The sequence below is a fragment of the Catellatospora methionotrophica genome (assembly GCF_011297335.1).
In the GTDB taxonomy this organism is placed as follows: domain Bacteria; phylum Actinomycetota; class Actinomycetes; order Mycobacteriales; family Micromonosporaceae; genus Catellatospora; species Catellatospora methionotrophica.
Genome location: NZ_JAAOTJ010000002.1, coordinates 752,243 through 769,043, shown reverse-complemented (window position 1 = coordinate 769,043; position 16,801 = coordinate 752,243). Strand labels below are relative to the sequence as shown.

The 16,801-nt window shown below is 71.9% G+C and carries 14 protein-coding genes; 4 read left to right on the top strand and 10 right to left on the bottom strand.

Annotated elements, in window-relative coordinates:
* Positions 1-62 precede the first annotated feature (62 nt).
* On the top strand, positions 63-1,241 hold the full coding sequence (locus HAV40_RS10675; RefSeq protein ID WP_239085651.1) for a cytochrome P450: 1,179 nt from the start codon (positions 63-65) through the stop codon (positions 1,239-1,241).
* A 76-nt stretch (positions 1,242-1,317) separates the two neighbouring features.
* On the opposite strand, the gene HAV40_RS10670 is transcribed toward HAV40_RS10675, so the two are convergent.
* Together HAV40_RS10670 and HAV40_RS10665 are read right to left on the bottom strand one after the other, a co-directional pair.
* Complete coding sequence (locus HAV40_RS10670) at positions 1,318-3,534, bottom strand: M4 family metallopeptidase (protein WP_166380692.1); 2,217 nt, start codon at positions 3,532-3,534, stop codon at positions 1,318-1,320.
* A 674-nt stretch (positions 3,535-4,208) separates the two neighbouring features.
* Positions 4,209-4,826, bottom strand: a complete 618-nt coding sequence (locus HAV40_RS10665) for a hypothetical protein (protein WP_166380691.1) — start codon at positions 4,824-4,826, stop codon at positions 4,209-4,211.
* A gap of 307 nt (positions 4,827-5,133) precedes the next feature.
* On the opposite strand from HAV40_RS10665, the gene HAV40_RS10660 reads away from it, so the two are divergent.
* Positions 5,134-5,742 carry a DedA family protein gene (locus HAV40_RS10660; RefSeq protein ID WP_203670839.1) on the top strand — a complete coding sequence of 203 codons (609 nt, stop codon included), beginning with the start codon at positions 5,134-5,136 and terminating at the stop codon, positions 5,740-5,742.
* 18 nt (positions 5,743-5,760) lie between these two features.
* Here the strand turns inward: HAV40_RS10660 and HAV40_RS10655 are convergent, their stop codons facing one another.
* Positions 5,761-6,435, bottom strand: a complete 675-nt coding sequence (locus tag HAV40_RS10655; protein WP_239085652.1) for a 2-phosphosulfolactate phosphatase — start codon at positions 6,433-6,435, stop codon at positions 5,761-5,763.
* Between the two features lie 260 nt (positions 6,436-6,695).
* Between HAV40_RS10655 and HAV40_RS10650 the strand changes: the two genes are divergently transcribed.
* Together HAV40_RS10650 and HAV40_RS10645 are read left to right on the top strand one after the other, a co-directional pair.
* Positions 6,696-8,027 (top strand): hemolysin family protein, encoded by a 1,332-nt coding sequence (locus HAV40_RS10650; RefSeq protein WP_166380689.1) that lies wholly within the window; start codon positions 6,696-6,698, stop codon positions 8,025-8,027.
* A complete protein-coding gene (locus tag HAV40_RS10645) occupies positions 8,024-9,097 on the top strand; it encodes a hemolysin family protein (RefSeq protein WP_166380688.1) in 1,074 nt (357 codons plus the stop codon). The genes HAV40_RS10650 and HAV40_RS10645 overlap by 4 nt, the downstream gene beginning before the upstream one ends.
* A gap of 131 nt (positions 9,098-9,228) precedes the next feature.
* Here the strand turns inward: HAV40_RS10645 and HAV40_RS10640 are convergent, their stop codons facing one another.
* The 7 genes from HAV40_RS10640 to HAV40_RS10610 form a co-directional block, all read right to left on the bottom strand.
* Positions 9,229-10,689: a PepSY-associated TM helix domain-containing protein gene (locus HAV40_RS10640; protein WP_166380687.1), complete on the bottom strand. Its 1,461-nt coding sequence runs from the start codon at positions 10,687-10,689 to the stop codon at positions 9,229-9,231.
* 112 nt (positions 10,690-10,801) lie between these two features.
* The gene (locus tag HAV40_RS10635; protein WP_166380686.1) at positions 10,802-11,599 is read right to left on the bottom strand and encodes a zf-HC2 domain-containing protein; all 798 of its coding nucleotides are present in this window, start codon (positions 11,597-11,599) and stop codon (positions 10,802-10,804) included.
* Positions 11,600-11,733: 134 nt separating this feature from the next.
* Positions 11,734-12,372, bottom strand: a complete 639-nt coding sequence (locus HAV40_RS10630) for a DUF1775 domain-containing protein (RefSeq protein WP_166380685.1) — start codon at positions 12,370-12,372, stop codon at positions 11,734-11,736.
* Positions 12,369-14,087, bottom strand: coding sequence for a copper resistance CopC/CopD family protein (locus tag HAV40_RS10625; RefSeq protein WP_166380684.1), 1,719 nt, complete (start codon positions 14,085-14,087; stop codon positions 12,369-12,371). The genes HAV40_RS10630 and HAV40_RS10625 overlap by 4 nt, the downstream gene beginning before the upstream one ends.
* The gene (locus HAV40_RS10620) at positions 14,084-14,791 is read right to left on the bottom strand and encodes a YcnI family copper-binding membrane protein (RefSeq protein ID WP_166380683.1); all 708 of its coding nucleotides are present in this window, start codon (positions 14,789-14,791) and stop codon (positions 14,084-14,086) included. The genes HAV40_RS10625 and HAV40_RS10620 overlap by 4 nt, the downstream gene beginning before the upstream one ends.
* Before the next feature lie 116 nt (positions 14,792-14,907).
* Positions 14,908-16,119 carry a Dyp-type peroxidase gene (locus HAV40_RS10615; protein ID WP_166380682.1) on the bottom strand — a complete coding sequence of 404 codons (1,212 nt, stop codon included), beginning with the start codon at positions 16,117-16,119 and terminating at the stop codon, positions 14,908-14,910.
* A 4-nt stretch (positions 16,120-16,123) separates the two neighbouring features.
* Entirely contained in the window at positions 16,124-16,666 is a 543-nt protein-coding gene (locus tag HAV40_RS10610) for a copper chaperone PCu(A)C (RefSeq protein WP_166380681.1), read from the bottom strand.
* Between the last annotated feature and the right edge of the window lie 135 nt (positions 16,667-16,801).

Below are 16,801 nucleotides of genomic sequence, written 5' to 3'. Positions count from 1 at the left end.
CGTCCCGGCATGGCCTACCATCTGTGCACGGTAGTCGGAGGGTGAGAATGCTTCGCGGTCTGGTGACACAACAGGGACAGGCCCGCAGGTACGAGGCCCGGCTGCTGCGGGCGGGCAACCCGGCCCTGTGGACGCTGCTGACCGTCGGGCGGACGCTCGGGCCGATCACGCGGCTGCCCCGGCTCGGCTGGGTCGTCACCGACCCGGTGATCTCCCGGCGCATCCTCAACGACCCGTCGTTCAGCATGGTCGGCGAGGGCGGCGTGGGCGACCTGTGGGGCCAGCTGTTCGGGGCCGAGTTCGCGTCGTTCTTCTCCGGCGCCCGGCACGCCGAGCTGCGCTCGCTGGCCCGGGACATGTTCACCGAGGACAGCGCCCGGCAGCTGGTCGACCGGGTGCAGGGCCCGCATCACGCGCGGCTGCGGGCCCGGCTGGCGGCGGGCGAGGTGGTCGACCTGGCCGCAGTGGTACGCGTCACGTCGGCGTACACCGTCGCGGATCTGCTCGGGGTCGCCGTGGCCGACGACGACGCGGCCTTGGCGCTGTTCGCGAGCGCCGAGCGGCTGGCCGCGCTGGCGCTGGGCACGCAGGCGTCCACGGCGCTGGCGCCCGAGGTGATCGCGAAGGCGGGCGGGCTGGTCGACGCGATCACCGGCGACGTCGAGCGGGCATACCGCAGCGGCGGCCCGGACACGCTGCTGGGCCGCTGCCGCGACCTGGACCTGGGCCTGGACCTGGCGAAGGGCCTGACGACGCTGCTGGTGATCGCGGGCACCGAGACCGGGGCGTCGTCGCTGACCCGCACCGTGGCGCTGCTGCACGACACCGGCCAGCAGCACCGGCTCCTGGCCGACCCGGAGCTGACGGGCAACGCCGTGCGCGAAGGGCTGCGGGTGACCACGCCCGCGCCGGTGATCGGCCGGCACATCGCCCGCGACACCGAGGTCGCCGGGCGGATGCTGCGCCGCGACGGCCGGGTGATGATGCTGACCTACGTCGCCGACAACAAGGCCGGGCCGTTCGACGTCACCCGCGCGTACGTGCCCGACACGCGCCAGCTGTGGTTCGGCGCGGGACGGCACCTGTGCCTGGGCGCGGCCGTGGCCCGCGTGCAGCTGACCCGGCTGCTGGAGACGCTGACCGCTGACGGGCGGCCGTGGCAGGTCGTGTCGCGGGTCCCGGCCCGGCGGGTGCTGGTGCCGACGTACGAGTCGCTGCGGCTGCGCACCGTCGCTGGCTGAGAGCCCGCCCGGTGCCCGGGCCGGAACCGACGGCGCCGGCCTGAGCATCCGAGTGGGCTCCGCTGCTGCCCTGCGGTCAGAGCCTGAGCGTCCAGGTGTCGACGGTGCCCGTGTCGGCGGTGGCGGCGTCGCGGACCCGCAGCTTCCAGGTGCCGTTGGCGATCTTGGTGGCCAGGTTGACGGTGTAGGTCTGGTTGATGTTGTCGGCGCTGCCGCCGGTGCGGTTGTGCAGGTTGACGACGGTGCCGTCCGGTGCGACCAGGTCGACGACCAGGTCACCGATGTAGGTGTGCAGGATGTTGACGGTCACCGTGCTGTTCGGCCTGGCGTAGCCGGGGCAGCCGCTGACGCTGACCGGTGACTCGACCGTGGTCAGGTCGAGGATCGCCACGTCGGCGGGGTTGGTGGCCGTGCAGGCGGGCGGGCCGTTGACCGTCAGGTTGAACACCGTGGTCCGGGTGCTGCCGGGGCTGGTGCCGGTCACCAGCACCGGGTAGGTGCCCGGCGCGGTCACGGCGATGGTGGCGATGGTCAGGGTCGAGGTGCCGTTGGCCGAGTTGATGGACGAGGGGACGAACGACGCGGTCGCGCCGGCGGGCAGGCCGGTCGCGGTGAGGCTGACCGTCTCGGCCGGAGCGCCGATCAGCGTCGAGGTGATGGTGGTGGTGACGGAGCTCCCCGGGTTGACCGAGGCCGACGTCGGCGAGGCGGCCAGCGTGTAGACCGGCCCCGACGGGCAGGCCTGGTCGCTGCCGGGAACGTTGACCGAGGTCCAGGCGGCCTGCACGGTCCGGTACTCGGGCGAGCACTGGCCGTACAGCGCACTGGCTGCCTGCAGCGTGTAGGCGCGGGCGGTGTTGCCCGGCGTGGTCGTGTTGACGTAGGAGGTGGTGGAGGTGAAGTAGACGGTCGCGGCCCGGAACCAGATCTTCTCGGCCTTGGCCCGGCCGATGCCGGTGACCGCCGGGACCGCACCGCACAGCGGGCTGGTGCCGTACGCGGTCGCGCCGCTGCCCTCGGCCAGGTTGAAGAAGAAATGGTTGGCCACACCCGAGGAGTAGTGCATGTCGAGGTTCTTGGTGCTGGTCGACCAGCAGCCGTGTGACGCGCCGTCCAGCGCGGGGTTGTTCATGTACCGCAGCGGGGTGCCGTTGTTGTTGACGTCGATCTTCTCGCCGATGACGTAGTCGCCGGGGTCGCCAGGGGCAGCCGCGTAGAACTCGATCATGCTGCCGAAGATGTCGGCGGTGGCCTCGTTGAGCCCACCCGACTCGCCCGCGTAGCGCAGTCCGGTCGTCCCCATCACGCCGTGGGTCATCTCGTGGCCCGCGATGTCGAGTGACACCAGCGGCTTGGCGTTGCCGAGGCCGTCGCCGTAGGTCATCTGGGTGCCGTCCCAGAAGGCGTTGACGTAGGAGTTGCCGTAGTGGACCCGGCTGGGCACGCCCGCGCCGGTGCCGAAGATGCCGTTGCGGCCGTGCACGAGCTTGAAGTAGTCGTAGGTTCTGGCGGAGGCGAAGTGGGCGTCCGCGCCGGCCGACTGCCGGTTCGACTGCAGGTGATTGCCCCAGATGTTGTCGGTGTCGGCGAATGTCGTGCAGGTCAGGGTGTTGTTCATGTCGCACGTGTAGCCGTTGCCGCGCAGCGGGTCGACCATCCGGTAGGTCGCCCCGGAGAGCGTGGTGTCGACCGGCACCGTGCCCGCGTAGATCCCGTGGCCGGTGCCGGTCACCGTCATGATCTCGTCGAAGGAGCCGAGATGGGAGCCGGTCACCGCGTCGGTGACGACGTGCAGCTTCGACGGGGTCTGGCCGTCGGGCTGCCAGCCGTGCAGCACGGTCTCCCAGGCCAGCCGGCCGGTTCCGGAGGACGCGTCGACGAACAGTTCAGGGCTGCCCGTCGCCGTGATCGTGCCGGTGAAGTGCGCCTTCGCGGCACGGACCGCCGTTGCCGCGCTGACCCTGGCCGTGGTCGACAGGTTCAGTGGCCTGTCGAGCGCGACCGACGCGCCCTGGTGTCGGCCGTCGCGTCCGGTGTGGAGGATGAAGTCACCGCCGGCCACCCGCAGGCCGCGGTAGGTGCGCTGGTAGCGGACGTGGGTGCCGTCGGCGTCGGTGAGGGTCTGGTCGATCCGGTAGGCGTCGTCGGCCGCCGCCCGCAGCTCCGGCAGGTGGGCCGCGAGCGCGGCGGTGCCGCTGTCGGGAGCGGACGGCGCCGCGCTCGCGGGCGCGGCTGGCGGCAACATGGCACCCGCCATCAGTGCGGCGGTGGCGACGGCAATGGCTGTTCGCATGAGTCCTCCCCGACTCCGCGGGAGTGCGACGCGACCACTCCCGTCTATATAGAAGACTACCTATTGATTGACCGGCTCGCATCCCCGGCGACCGATCAGCGCCCGACAGAGGCCGCGTACGCCCACCCGGCCCTACAGAGCGTCAGGTTCGAACACGACCACAGCGGGGGCCGCACAGCCCACCCGAGGCGACCGGAAACGTGGCCAGACGAGCAGTTCACATGAACGACACACGTGAATCATCACCACTCGGCCCAGGTACCAATATGCTTCGATGGTCACTCGCAGTGTCGGCGAGACTGCGCGACGCAACGCAGCTTGCCGACCCCCATGCCCCCAAGAAAGGGCGCCGTGAACAGCGAAGCCCAGGATGCACAAGCCGCGCGCAGACAGATCGCCGCCGCCGCGGCGCTCATGTCCCAGCATCGACCCACCGGAGGCCGTATGTGCGCCTGCGGCCGCGAACTGCCCTGCAATGTGGCCATCGCCTGCACCCGCACCCACGAGCGCCACGCGAGCGCGTTGGCGATGCTCCACGAAACCATGGTGCTACCCGTTATCACCAGCCGGAACGGGACCACGCGGGCCTCAGTCGCACCGCCGCGTCACGCGTCCCCCGGCCGACACGGCACCGGCAGCCCGTCGCGGTAGCCGGACACGAGCGGGCCCTGCGCTCACGCGGACGGGGCCACCTCGACCTTCTCGATCTGGGCACGCGCGGCCAGGAAACGTTCCTTGATCTGTGCGCTGAGCGGTCTGTCGAGGAACATGAGCCCGCCGACGCTGCCGTTGTCGGCCCACGCGCACACGGCACTCGCCTTGCCGAACAGCGTCTTCATGGTGCCGCACTTGGCCTGACCGCCGAGCGGGCCGGGGTCGAGATCGGTGTAGGCGACGACCTCGCCAGCCGCCACACCGTTCAGGAAGGCGTCCACTTCGGTGCCCGGTGACACGATCGTCACCGCGAATCCGACGACGATCACCGCGTCCTTCTTCTTCGTCGACCCGTACGCGGCCACGACCGAGGACGTCGCCCGGTCGAGCGCCTTCTCCCGGGCGTACGCCGACCTGAGCGAGGCGACGATGTCCGTGAGCGTCGCCTCAGTGGCCTTGGGCAGCGTGCCGAGCTTGTCGGGCGTCACGACCGAGGTGCGGCCGGCGGTCTCGATCCGGTCGAAGAATCCATGCATCCAGTCGCGTACGAGCACGGCGACGGTCGCGCCCACGGCCAGCACCACGACCAGCATCAGCGCGGTGCTCAGCCGCCCCCGGACCCGCCGCGCCGCGGGCATCGGCGCAGGCAGAGGCTGCGCGACGTCGAAACGGTGACCGGCGGGAAAGGTCAGATCGGGCGGAAACTCCGCCAGTGGCGGTTGCGCAGGCTCGCCTGGCCAGGTCCGGGGCTCGGATGGGTGGTACGACACGCAGCCTCACTTCCCGCCGTGGGCAATTGCGGGCAGCCTATAACGGTCGATCGATCGCTGCAGCCCGTGACCGGCTCACCCCGAGGCGTAGCACGCCGTCGTGAAAGTCAGACGAAGGACCGATGCGGCCTGCCGGGCCGCGAATATGCGGGACCCGGCTGGGTATCGCCAGGTGATGGATGAGTGGATCACCTCCGTCATGGACCGGCTCGGTGTCTTCGGCGTCGGCGCCCTGATCGCGCTGGAGACGGTCCTGCCACCGATCCCCTCCGAGGTGATCCTGCCGCTGGCCGGGTTCCAGGCCCACGCGGGCAAGCTGAACCCGCTCGCGGTGTGGGCGGCGGCGACCGTGGGCGCGCTGGTCGGGGCGCTGGCGCTGTACGCGCTCGGTGCCTGGCTCGGCTACCGCCGCCTGCACCGGCTCGCCCATCGGCGCTGGTTCATCATCGCCAGCCCGTCCGACGTCGAACGCGGCCGGGAACTGTTCGACCGGCACGGCTCCTGGGTCGTGGCCGCCGCCCGCTGCGTACCCGTGCTGCGCAGCCTCGTGTCGCTGCCCGCCGGGATGGTGCGCATGCCCGTGCTGAAGTTCAGCGCCCTGACCCTGTTGGGCGCCGGAATGTGGAACGCCGCCTTCATCACCGCGGGCTGGCACCTGTCAGAGCGGTGGGAGGTCGTGCAGCGCTACGGCCGGCCGATCACCATCGGCGTGGTGGTGCTGCTCGCACTCGCCCTCGGCTGGACGGTCCGGCGCCGGATCAAGCAGAGCACGCCCGCCACGTGAACACGGCCGTCCGCGTGTTCACGAGTCCCTGGTCACCGGATGAAACGCCTCGTCGGTCAGCACGGGGACGACGTCGCTGACATCGACTTCGGCCGCGATCTCCACATCCTCGGGGTAGCCGTAGCCGGCCAGTTCACGGCCGCTGGCACAGTCGAACAGCGCTCGACGGACGTCGGAGGCGATATGCCGGTATGCGGCCGCGGCCAGTTCGGCCTCGGGCGACAGCCCCTCGACACCGAGCGCGGCGAGATGGTGGATGAAGGCTCCGGCACCCCACAGATCCTCCACGGCCGGGCGCAGGGAATCGTCGGAACGCCACCGTTCGCCCGCGGCGACGACCGCGACGGGGGCGGTGTCGCCGGCATGTCGCGCCGCCCACGCTGCGGCGGCCGACGCGTTGCGCAGGGACACCCCGATCACCGTCGCGCCGGTCTCGGCCAGGCGACGGGCAATGGTCGAACCGTTCGGCGAGGGCAGCACCAGGCGCCGCAGGCCCCCCGCGGCCCGGATGGTCGCTGGTGACAGGCTCACCAGCTGGCCGGGTCCGACCTGGGCACGCCCGACCGCCAGCGTCGCCCGATGCTGTGCGGCCAGGGCCGCGGCACGCTCGTCGCGCCATCGACACGGTATGACGGTGACCCCGAGATCGGCCGCGACGGTCAGCGCGGTGGTGAAGGACAGGACGTCGACCACGGCGACGATGGACGTGCCAGGGGCGACCGCGTCCGCGCCGGCGGGGCCCCAGTCGCACCGCACCCGGTAGTCGGACTGGGCGTAGGGGTCGGGCTTACTGATCATGACGGCAAACGCCCTTCAACGCTACGACCAGGCTATTCTCAGCGGCCATCCAGTTTCACAGGTTAATCTCATGCGGTGGATGATCATAGTTCGGGCCTGACGGCCCGGCCCCGGTCTGAACCCTTCGCGCCCCCGCGGGGAGCGCTGACCCCGTCGTGCTGATCATCGCCGGGTTGGCGCTGATCATCGCGCTGACCGCCGCAACCGCCTACTTCGTAGCGCAGGAGTTCGCCTACGTCGCCGCCGACCGCGGCGCGCTTCGCCAGCAGGCCGACGCCGGGGATCCGGCCGCGCAACGCGCGCTGAAGATCACCAGCCGGTTGTCTTTCATGCTGTCGGGCGCGCAGCTGGGCATCACCGTCACCGCGCTGATGGCCGGCTACGTCGCCGAGCCGTACCTCGGCGCGGGCCTGGCTCCGCTGCTGCAAGCCGTCGGCCTGCCACAGGCCGCCAGCCTGTCGGTGTCGGTGCTGCTGGCTCTGCTGGTCGCGACCGTCATCCAGATGGTCCTGGGGGAACTGGCCCCCAAGAACCTGGCGATCACCCGCCCGGAGACCCTGGCCCGCTCCCTGTCGCGCTCCACGCTGATCTACCTGGCGATCGCAGGGCCGCTGATCAAGGTGTTCGACGCCACCGCCAACCGGCTCCTGCGCGCGGTCGGCATCGAACCGATCGAGGAACTGCCGCAAGGCGCCACCCGCGAAGACCTCGACCAGATCGTCGACGACGCCCGCGACGCCGGGCACCTGGACGCCGACACCGCCGCGCTCCTGGACTCCGGCCTGGACTTCCGGCTGCTGACCGCGAGCGAGGCCATGATCCCCCGCGTCGACGTCGTCGTCCTGGCCGCCGACGACCCCGCCTCCCGCCTGGTGGAGCTACTCGACACCGGCCACTCCCGGTTCCCGGTCATCGGCTCGGGAGTCGACGACGTCATCGGCGTCGTATCCCTCACCGAGGTCCTGAACGTGCCAGCGCACCTGCGACCGGTCACCTCGGCCGCGTCGATCGCCGTCCCGGCGGTCGTCGTCCCGTCAGCGGTCACCCTGCCCGCCGTGCTGGAACGGCTGCGCACCGAACGCCGGCAGCTCGCGATCGTCGCCGACGAGTACGGCGGCTTCGCCGGCATCATCAGCCTCGAAGACATCGCCGAGGAACTGGTCGGGCCGATCCGTGACGAGGACGACCTGCCCGAAGCGCGACCGGTACGCCAAGACGACGGATCCTGGATCGTGCCCGGCCGCTGGCGAGTCGACGAGGTAGCCGACGCCACCGGCATCGACCTGCCCACCGACGGCGTCTACGACACACTTTCCGGCCTGATCCTGCACCGGCTCGGCCGGGTCACCACCTGCGGCGACATGGTCGACGTCAGCATCGGCTCCCCTGACGGCGACGAGCCCGAGAAGATCCGGCTGACGGTCCTGGACGTGGAGCGCCGCGTCCCCGTCGCCGTCCGCGTCGAACACGTGAAGGCACCCCGATGAGCACCGGAACCGCCCTGGCCGCGTCCGTACTGCTGCTGGTGCTCAACGCGTTCTTCGTCGCCGCCGAATTCGCCCTCGTGGCGTCCAAACGCCACCGGCTGCAGCAGCACGCCGACGCCGGTTCCCGCGCCGCCAAGGCCGCCATCGCCGGCACCCGCGAGCTGTCGCTGATGCTCGCCGGCGCGCAGCTCGGCATCACCCTGTGCTCGCTGGGGCTCGGCGCGCTGGCCAAACCCGCCCTGGCCGACCTGCTCGACCCGCTGCTGGGCGCCCTCGGACTGCCCGACCAGGCCGCCTACGTCATCGCGTTCCTGCTGGCCCTGGCGATCGTCGTGTTCCTGCACATGGTCATCGGCGAGATGGCACCCAAGTCGTGGGCGATCAGCCACCCCGAACGCTCGGCACTGGTCCTCGCGGTGCCGTTCCGCGCGTTCGCCCGGCTCGCCCGCCCCGCGCTGAGCGCGCTCAACACCTTCGCCAACGCGGCCCTGCGCCTGTTCAAGGTCCAGCCCGTCGACGAACTCGCCCAGGTCCATGGGCCCGCCGAGCTGCAGTTGCTCCTGTCGGCCTCGGCCGAGCACGGCACGCTGCCCCCGGCCGACGAACGGCTGCTGTCGGCGATGCTGACCCTCAACAACACCACCGTCGCCTCGGTGATGATCGAGCCTGCGCAGATCGTGACCGTCGATGCCGCAGCCGGCGCCGCCCGGGTCGAGTACATCGCCCGCGAGCACGGCCGGTCCCGGCTGGCGGTCACCGACCGGGCGGGCGTCATCACCGGCATCGTGCACGTACGCGATGCGCTGAAGGCCACCACCTCCGCGCTGGACGTCGACGCCGGGCAGTTGGCCCGCCCGCCCTACCTGCTGCGACCGCAGCAGAGCGTCATCTCGGCGATCCGCGGCATGCGCGAGTTCCGGGCACAGGTGGCGCTGGTCGTCGACGACCACCAGACGACGGTCGGGCTGGTCGCGCTCGAGGATCTGCTGGAGCAGGTCATCGGGCAGTTCGACGACGAGACCGACCCGATCATCGCCAGCCACCTGTCCACCCGGCACTCCCGTAGATAGCCGACCACTGCACGATGTATCCGTTGCGCACTTGTCGAGGCCGGTTGACGCGACGGCGGGCGGCTGCCGAACCGCCGCCCGCTTGCCCGCGGATGCGGATCCGTCACATCCGCGGGCGGTCTGGGTGCGTCTCAGGATGAGCGTGGGATCTGCTGCGGGACGGTGCTGCGCGGGCCGCGCCGTCTGATGAGGGCCCCCGCGATCGCGTCGATGACGATGAACGCGAGCAGGGGCCAGCCGAGCAGTGGTATGGCCCAGCCGATGGCGGCGGCGGCCGCGACGGCGATGACGAGTGCGGGGATGGGCAGGTGTCGCCAGGTGCCGCGGGTCGGCGGGGTGCCCATGCGCTGGCGTCGGGTGTCGCGGGTGGGGCGGCGTCGCCACCACATGCGGTAGCCCCAGACGATGACCGTGATCAGGCCGAGCGCGATCAGGGCCAGGGCGATCTGGTTGGCCAGGCCGAACAGCACACCCATGTGGATCATGATGCCTGCGGTGGTGAGCTTGGACAGCAGGGGCTGGTCGGCCCAGGGCACGGTGTCGACGATCTGCCCGGTGCTCGGGTGGACGGCGATCTTGTCCTTGCGCAGGGGCCAGGTGTTGTCGACCTGCTCCACCGTCCAGGCCTGCCCGGCCTCACCGGGTGTGATCGTCGTCGGCCCGTCCAGGCCGGCCTTGGCGGTCGCGGCGGCGATCGCGTCGAAGTCCGCGCCGCCGGGGTGGCCGGCTCCGCCGCCGTGGTGGGTGCCGGGGTCAGCGGCGGTGGTGCCGTCCAGGGACGTCTTGAGGGGGATGGCGTCGGAGTTGAGCGCTGAACGCAGTGCGCCGAAGTTGGCTCCGGCGTACTGCGACCAGGTCAGGCCGGTCGCGGACAGGATCAGCAGGAAGACGGCGAGCCAGAGGCCGGTCGCGGCGTGCAGTGACCGGGTGCGGCGTACGCCTTTGGCACCGGTCTCGGCCAGCAGCAGGCGGCGGGCGGTGCGGCGGCCGCGCTGGTGCCGCCACCACAGGACCACGCCGCCGAGGACGAGGACCCACAGCCAGGACGCCGCGAACTCGGAGTACATGCTGCCGGGTTCGCCGAGGTTGAGGTTGGCGTGCACCTGGTCCAGCCAGGTGGCGATGGGGGTGGACCCGAACCAGGTGGTGAGCACGCCGCGGACCTGCGCGGTGTAGGGGTCGATGTAGACGCTGCGGACGTTCTCACCGAGTTCGGGCAGCGAGAAGTCGACCTTCGTGGTCGCGTCGGGTTCCCCGGCGGGGTGCACGGCCACGAGGGTGCCGCCGGGCACCATCTGCTGGGCGGCGTTGACCTGCTGCGACAGGGGCACGCGGGCGGCGCCGACGGCGTCGACGTGCAGCTGGTCGTGGTAGGCGATCTGATCGAACTGCGGGGTGAACGCGTACGCCAGGCCGGTGAGGGCGACCACCAGCAGGAACGGTGCGACGAGGATGCCTGCGTAGAAGTGCAGGCGGCGCAGCAGCGGTCCGAAGCCGGTGAAGAGCGCGGAGCGGGCGGCGGGTTCGGCCCGGACGTGTTCGGCGGGTTCTGCTCGGGGTGGTGCTGCGGTGGGGCGGGTCGTGGTGGTCATGACGGGCTCCATCAGGGGGTTGGGCCCTGGACAGCACCGGCCAGGGGTGGAGCCCACTAGTCGCCGGGTATGCGCCGTTGGTTCCCTTACGTCAACATTTAAGGCTTGCGGGTTACGCCGCCTCGCGGTGCCGGACGGCGACCTGCTGGGCGGTGTGGGCGATCGCGGTGCGTACCGGTAGTGGGTACACCGGCGCGAGCGGTCCGGTGTCGGCGTCGTCGGTGCCGTGGATGCTCCACCGCACGGGCGGGGTGGCACGCCGGGCCGGGGGCTGGTCACGCCAGCGGGGCAGGTTCAGGGCGAGTAGCAGCAGGTAGCCGGCGAAAACGAGGCTGTGGGAGACGACGCGGGAGCCGTCGACGCGGCCGGTGAGGGCGTCGTTGGCGGTGAGCAGCCCGAGCACGGCCACGAACGCGGTCATGACCGGCAGCAGTGTGGCCGGTTGGACGCGTCGCCAGGCCAGCCAGGCGAGGGCGGCGCCGAGGGCGATGTTCCACGCGGCGGACTCGTGCCACAGGTGCCCGGATGACACGGACCCGATCGCGGCGTGCTCGTGGTCGTCGCCGAGCCGGGCCAAGGCGCTGATCTGGACCGCGCCGAGCAGGAACTGGGCAAGTCCGACAGCCAGCAGCACCGTGCGCAGCACCGCGGGCACGCATGACGGGGGTGGCGGCGGGGCGGCGGTCAGGACCGCGCCGAGCGCGCCGGGCGACAGCGGTGGGCTGGGTAGCGCGGCGGTGGTGCGGATCAGCCGGGTGATGGCGGAGGCTTGCCGCCACCAGGTGGCGCAGGTGGCGCATGCGTCGAGGTGTGCGTCGGTGGTTTCGCGTTCGCCGGGCAGTTCTTCGCCGTCCAGCCGTGCCGACAGCATGTCGCGGATGGTGTCGCAGTGACTGGTGCCCTCTCCCATGTCTCACATTGTCGCCGCCGTGGCCGGTCTGGTTCCGGTCGATGTCGGTGACCTGCTACGCATCGACAGTTTCGGCCGAGTGGCCAGGGGGGCCGGGTCTGTCCTACGCCGAGGCCGCTGAGGTGATCGGCTGCTCACTGAGACGGGGTTGGCGCGGTGCGCTGTCGGCGGCTGGCCACGAACGCGGCCGCGCCGGCGGCCAGCAGGACGAACACGGTGAGGGCCACAGCGGCCTGCGGCAACGTGGCTCCGCCGGAGGGCGGCGGTGCAGCCGCTGGTGCTGCTGCGGGCGGGGTGGGTTGCGCGGCGAGCATGGTGGCGGTGGCGACCATACGCGGGGCGGGGTGCTCGGCGTCTGCGCTCTGGTCGATCCATGCCGAGGTGGCCCCGCCGGTGCACGTCTGGATGGCCGGGAAGACGAACGTCTGCCCGACCTTGCCGGTGATGCGGGTGGTGAGCAGGTACTGCGCGTCGGTCTTGGTCGGCACCGGCGGGCCGGTGAAGGTGACCCGGTCGCCGCTGACGGTGCCGGTCCAGCCTTTGACGGGGCTGGTCGCGGTGGTGGCGGTGACGCCCTGTGGCAGCGCGACGACCAGTTCGGTGGTGGGTGCTTCGTCGCAGCCGTGGTTGAACGCGAAGGTGAGGGTGGTGGTGCCGTCGCCGTTGGCTTTGGCCTGGACCAGTTCGACGTGGGCGGCCGCGGGTGCGGCGGTCAGCAGCACTGCTGCCAGCGCCGCGGCGAGTGCTGTGGCGGCGCGGACCAGGCGGGTCATCGGATCTCCACGGTGAGGCGGGCGGATGCGCTGTCGTACTTGCCGGTGCGCGCGGCGATGGTCAGTTGCCAGGTTCCGGCCAGGGGCAGGTCGATGACGGCTTCGTAGCGGCCGGGTCCGGCCGCCGACAGCGGTTTGGCCAGCGGCCCGATGTCGGCGGCCGGCATGGTCAGGGCCAGGGTCGGGTCCTCGATGGGCTGTAGCAGGTTGCCGTCGGCGGCCAGCAGGGTCAGTTCCAGGGAGTTGACGCCCAGCGCGCCGGGGGTGAGCCGGGCGACGACCTTGCCGCTGCCCAGGGGTGCTTCGAGGGTCTTGGGCGCGGCCGGTGCGCCGGGGGCGGCCCGGGCCGGTGCCGGGGCCTGCAGCGGGCTTTGCGTGACCAGTACCCCGGTGACCGCGACTGCTGCGGTGAGCAGCAGCGCCTCGGCGCGGACGGTGCGTGACAGCAGTTTGCGGGCGGGCTCGCCGTCGTGCGCGCCGATCTGGGGGACGAGCCGCCAGCGGTTGTAGGCGGCCAGGGCCACGACGGCGACGGCGACGGCGATCTTGATGATGAGGGAGCGGCCGTAGGCGGTGCCGAAAAGCGCGTCCCACGAGCCCAGGATCCGCCAGGCCAGCACGGTGCCGGCCAGTGCCAGGACGGCGAGCAGGCCGGCGGCCAGCCGGGAGAACCCGGCGACGGTGGCGACCGCGGCCGGTGTCGGTAGGTCTGACGACCTGGTCAGCGACAGGGCGAGGCCGGTCAGGCCGCCGAGCCATACCGCGGCGGTGCTCACGTGCAGCAGGTCTGAGGAGACGACCAGCCAGGCGGGCCCGAAGGTGCGGGTGTGTCCCACCAGTGCCAGAGATCCCAGTGCCAGGGCGGATCCGGCCGCCGCGAGGCTGAGCCTGGTGAGGGCGCGGTGCCTACTCGGGGCGGTGGTCGTCGCGGCGTCGGCGGGGACGGCGGTGCGGGCGGCGAGTAGGGCTATGGCCAGGCCGATGATGGTGAGCAGGGTGCTGAGCGCGGTGTCGGAGGACAGTCCGGCCTGCCAGGTCTGCCCGTCGGCCAGGGCGGCCAGGGTGGTGCCGTCCTGCCAGGCGATGGTCGCCGGGATCGACACCGCTGCGGCGACGGCGGCGGCACCGGCCGAGACCAGGGTGGCTCGGCGCAGTCTGCGGCTCAGGATGGCGGTCCCGGCGGTGAGCGTGAACACGGCGAACACGACCAGGCCGGTGGCGAGTAGCACGCCGAGGTACAGCACGGCCTGTGCGGCGCGGCGCAGTGTCTGCACGACCGGGTCTGCCTGCGGGGCGGCGGGCGCCGCGGTGACGCCGGTGGCGGTGGGTGCGCCGATGGAGAAGCTGAACCCGCCGGAGATCGGGTGGTCGTCGGCGGACACGACCCGCCAGCTGACGATGTAGGTCCCGTCGGCCGCGCCCGCCGGGACAGCCAGGACGATCTTGGTGTCGACGCTGCGGGCTTCGGCGGATACCTGCGCGCCTTGGGCGTCCAGGAGCCGGACCCCACCGGCGCGTACGGTGACCGGCTCGTTGAAGGTGAGCGTGACCTGCGCGGGCGCGGTCGCCACGACCGCGCCGTCGACGGGGTCGGTGCCCAGCAGGGTCGCGTGGGCGTACGCGGGCGACGCCGCGGTCAGCGCGGCGAACAGCCCGGCGAGCAGGGCGAGGAGCACTCCCCCGGCCCGCCGGGTCGTGGTGGCGGGCTTGCTCACGCGGTCTTGCGGGTCCGGACCAGGGCCAGGCCGCCGGCGATCAGGCCGAGCGCGCCGAGGATCAGCGCGATCCACGACCGGGTGTCGCCGCCCGAGTTGCTGCTGTCATCGGCGTGGGTGTCGGCGGCCGCGGCGCTGACCGAGGGGGCGGGGGCGTCGTGGCCGCCGCCGGTCGCGGCGGTCAGCTTGAACGCCGGAGCGGGGTGGGCCAGCTCGTCGGGGTTCTGGCCGGACGCGGCGACCTCCACCCACGGGGTCTCGCCCTTCTCGCAGGTCTGCACGGTCGGGAAGACCAGGGTCTCGCCCGCGGCGTCGGGCAGTTTGAGCGACAGCTCGAACGCGTCGCGCATCCCGTCGGGCAGCGGCGCCTTGGCGGTGTAGACGACCTCGGCGACGCGCTTGGTGATCTCGTTGCCGTGGCTGTCCTTGACCGGCGGGTTCAGGTCGACCATGACCTTGTCCACCGACCAGTTGGAGTTGACCGTCGGCGTCACCGCGATGATCTTCTCCGGCATCTTGATGGACACCTTGGTGGTGCCCGAGCCGTCGCAGCCGTGCGGCACCGAGACCGTCAGGATCGTGTACGCGTTGGCCGCGGTCGTCGACGGGCTGATCGTGACATGCGCGGCGGCCGGCGCGGCGACCAGAGCGAGCGCCGCGGCAGCGGCCAGGCCGACCACGGCGGTGCGCAGAGCGGTCTTCATCAGGGGTGAACCTTCCGGGAGCAGTCGTGCCGCACAGTCACGGCGCCCACCAGTCGACGGCCCGGCGGGTCTGGTTCCCGCCGTGGCCTTCCTCTCACCATTCGAGACAGCCGGTGTCATGTCCGGTCGAGCAGTTGCTGCCCCACGTACCCGCCCGGCCGGCAGCCGGGCGGGATGGCGAACACCGCCGACCCGATCGGGGTGGTCCACTCGTTGAGCAGGTCCGACTCGGCCAGGGCCTGCTGGACGGGCAGGTACTGGCGGGCTATGTCGGCCTGGTACGCGGCGAACACCAGCCCGGTATCGGGGGTGCCGTCGGCGGTCAGCCCGTCGTCGTAGTTGTACGGCCGGCGCAGGATCCGCCGTGCCGGGTCGGCGACATGGGCACGGCGGATGTGCGCGAACTGCGAGATCACCGGCAGACCGAGACCGTCGACCGCCGCGTAGTCGGCCGGGTCGTGCTCGCCGCCGCCGGTCAGTGGCGCGCCGGTGTCCAGGCGCCGGCCGATGGTCAGTTCCTTGCCGCCGCGGTCGACGGCGTCCCACGTCTCCAGCTCCGCGCGGATCCGGCGCACCACCACCGTCGTGCCACCGTGCAGCCAGCCAGGTCCGTCGCTGACCCACAGCGCGCGGTCGTGGACGTCGTCGGCCGGCTGGATCGTGCCGTCGACCTGCCCGAGCAGGTTGCGCTGGGTCATCGCGGCCGGGTCGGCGCCGGCGGCGCGGCGGAACCCGCGCTGCAGCCACCGCACCGTGGTGAACGCACGGGCGTCCTTGACCAGCATCCGCTGGGAGTGGGTGACGGTGACCGGGTCGTCGGAGCAGATCTGTACCAGCACGTCCCCGCCGCACCAGCGCGTCTGCAGCCGGTCGATGCCGAACTTCGGCAACTGCCGTACCGGCGAGCCACCCAGGTCCAGTTTGGCGAACAGGTCCGGGCCGAACCCGAACGTGACCGTCAGCCGGGCAGGGCGGCCGGCCAGTTCAGGTTCGGTGTCGGCCAGGGCCGCCCGGCCCTGAGTCAGCCGCGCGGCGTCGTCGCACAGCAACCGCATCATGCGCGCGAGTCCCTGCCGATCGGTGCCGCGGCGCAGGTCCAGGGCCAGGAACACCGCGTGCGCCTGCGGCGGCGTGGCGACCCCTGCCTGGTGCGGGCCGTGGAAGGCGGCGGTCGCCTCACCGACCGCCGCCTCCGACACGGACGCCGCGGCGGGCGGCTGCTCCTGGCGGCCGGCGAGCAGACCGGCGCCGGTCAGGGCGGCTCCGGCGGCAAGGCCGCCGCCGGTCAGCAGGCGGCGGCGTCCCCAGCGGGTGTTGTCGTCGCTCATCAGGTCAGCCCATGTGCGAGGGGGCGTAGCTCTCATTGCCCGCCGCGAACGCCTTGCCCACCGCGGTGAACTCGAGCACCGAACCGTCGGACAGGGTCAGCTTCACCCTGACGGCGTCACCGGGCTTCACCGGCGCGGCCAGATCCATCAGCATCAGATGGTCGGCGCCTGGGGCGAGTTCGTGCGTCCCGTTCGCCGGGACGGTGAAGCCGCCCTGCTTCGGGCGCATGACCATCTTCCCGTCGACGGTCGCGATCTCGTGCAGCTCCATCATCGGCGACGCCGTGCTGGTCCCCGACACCACCGTCACGTCCTTGCCGGACGTGTTGACCAGTGTCCCGAACGCCGCTGACATGCCCTCGTCCGCGGCCTTGACCCACGGATCGCGGATCGTGACGGCGGCGGCGTTCGCGGTCGCCGCCGCGGCCTGTGACGGGGCGGCCGCCGGTGTCGGTGACGTGCCGGCGCAGCCGGCCAGGGCGGTCACGGCTACGGTCGCCAGGGCCGCCATCCGCCACCGGGCGGGGTTGGTGTTGATCGGGCGCATCAGGTCTCCTCCACGGCTGCGTGTGCACCGGGGCCAGGTGGGCCCGGTGTCGCAGCAGTGGTCGCCCACCTGACCTCGGCCAGTTCCGCCACCTTCCGGTGACGAGACATCGGAGCAGGTCAGCGCCGTTGTGAT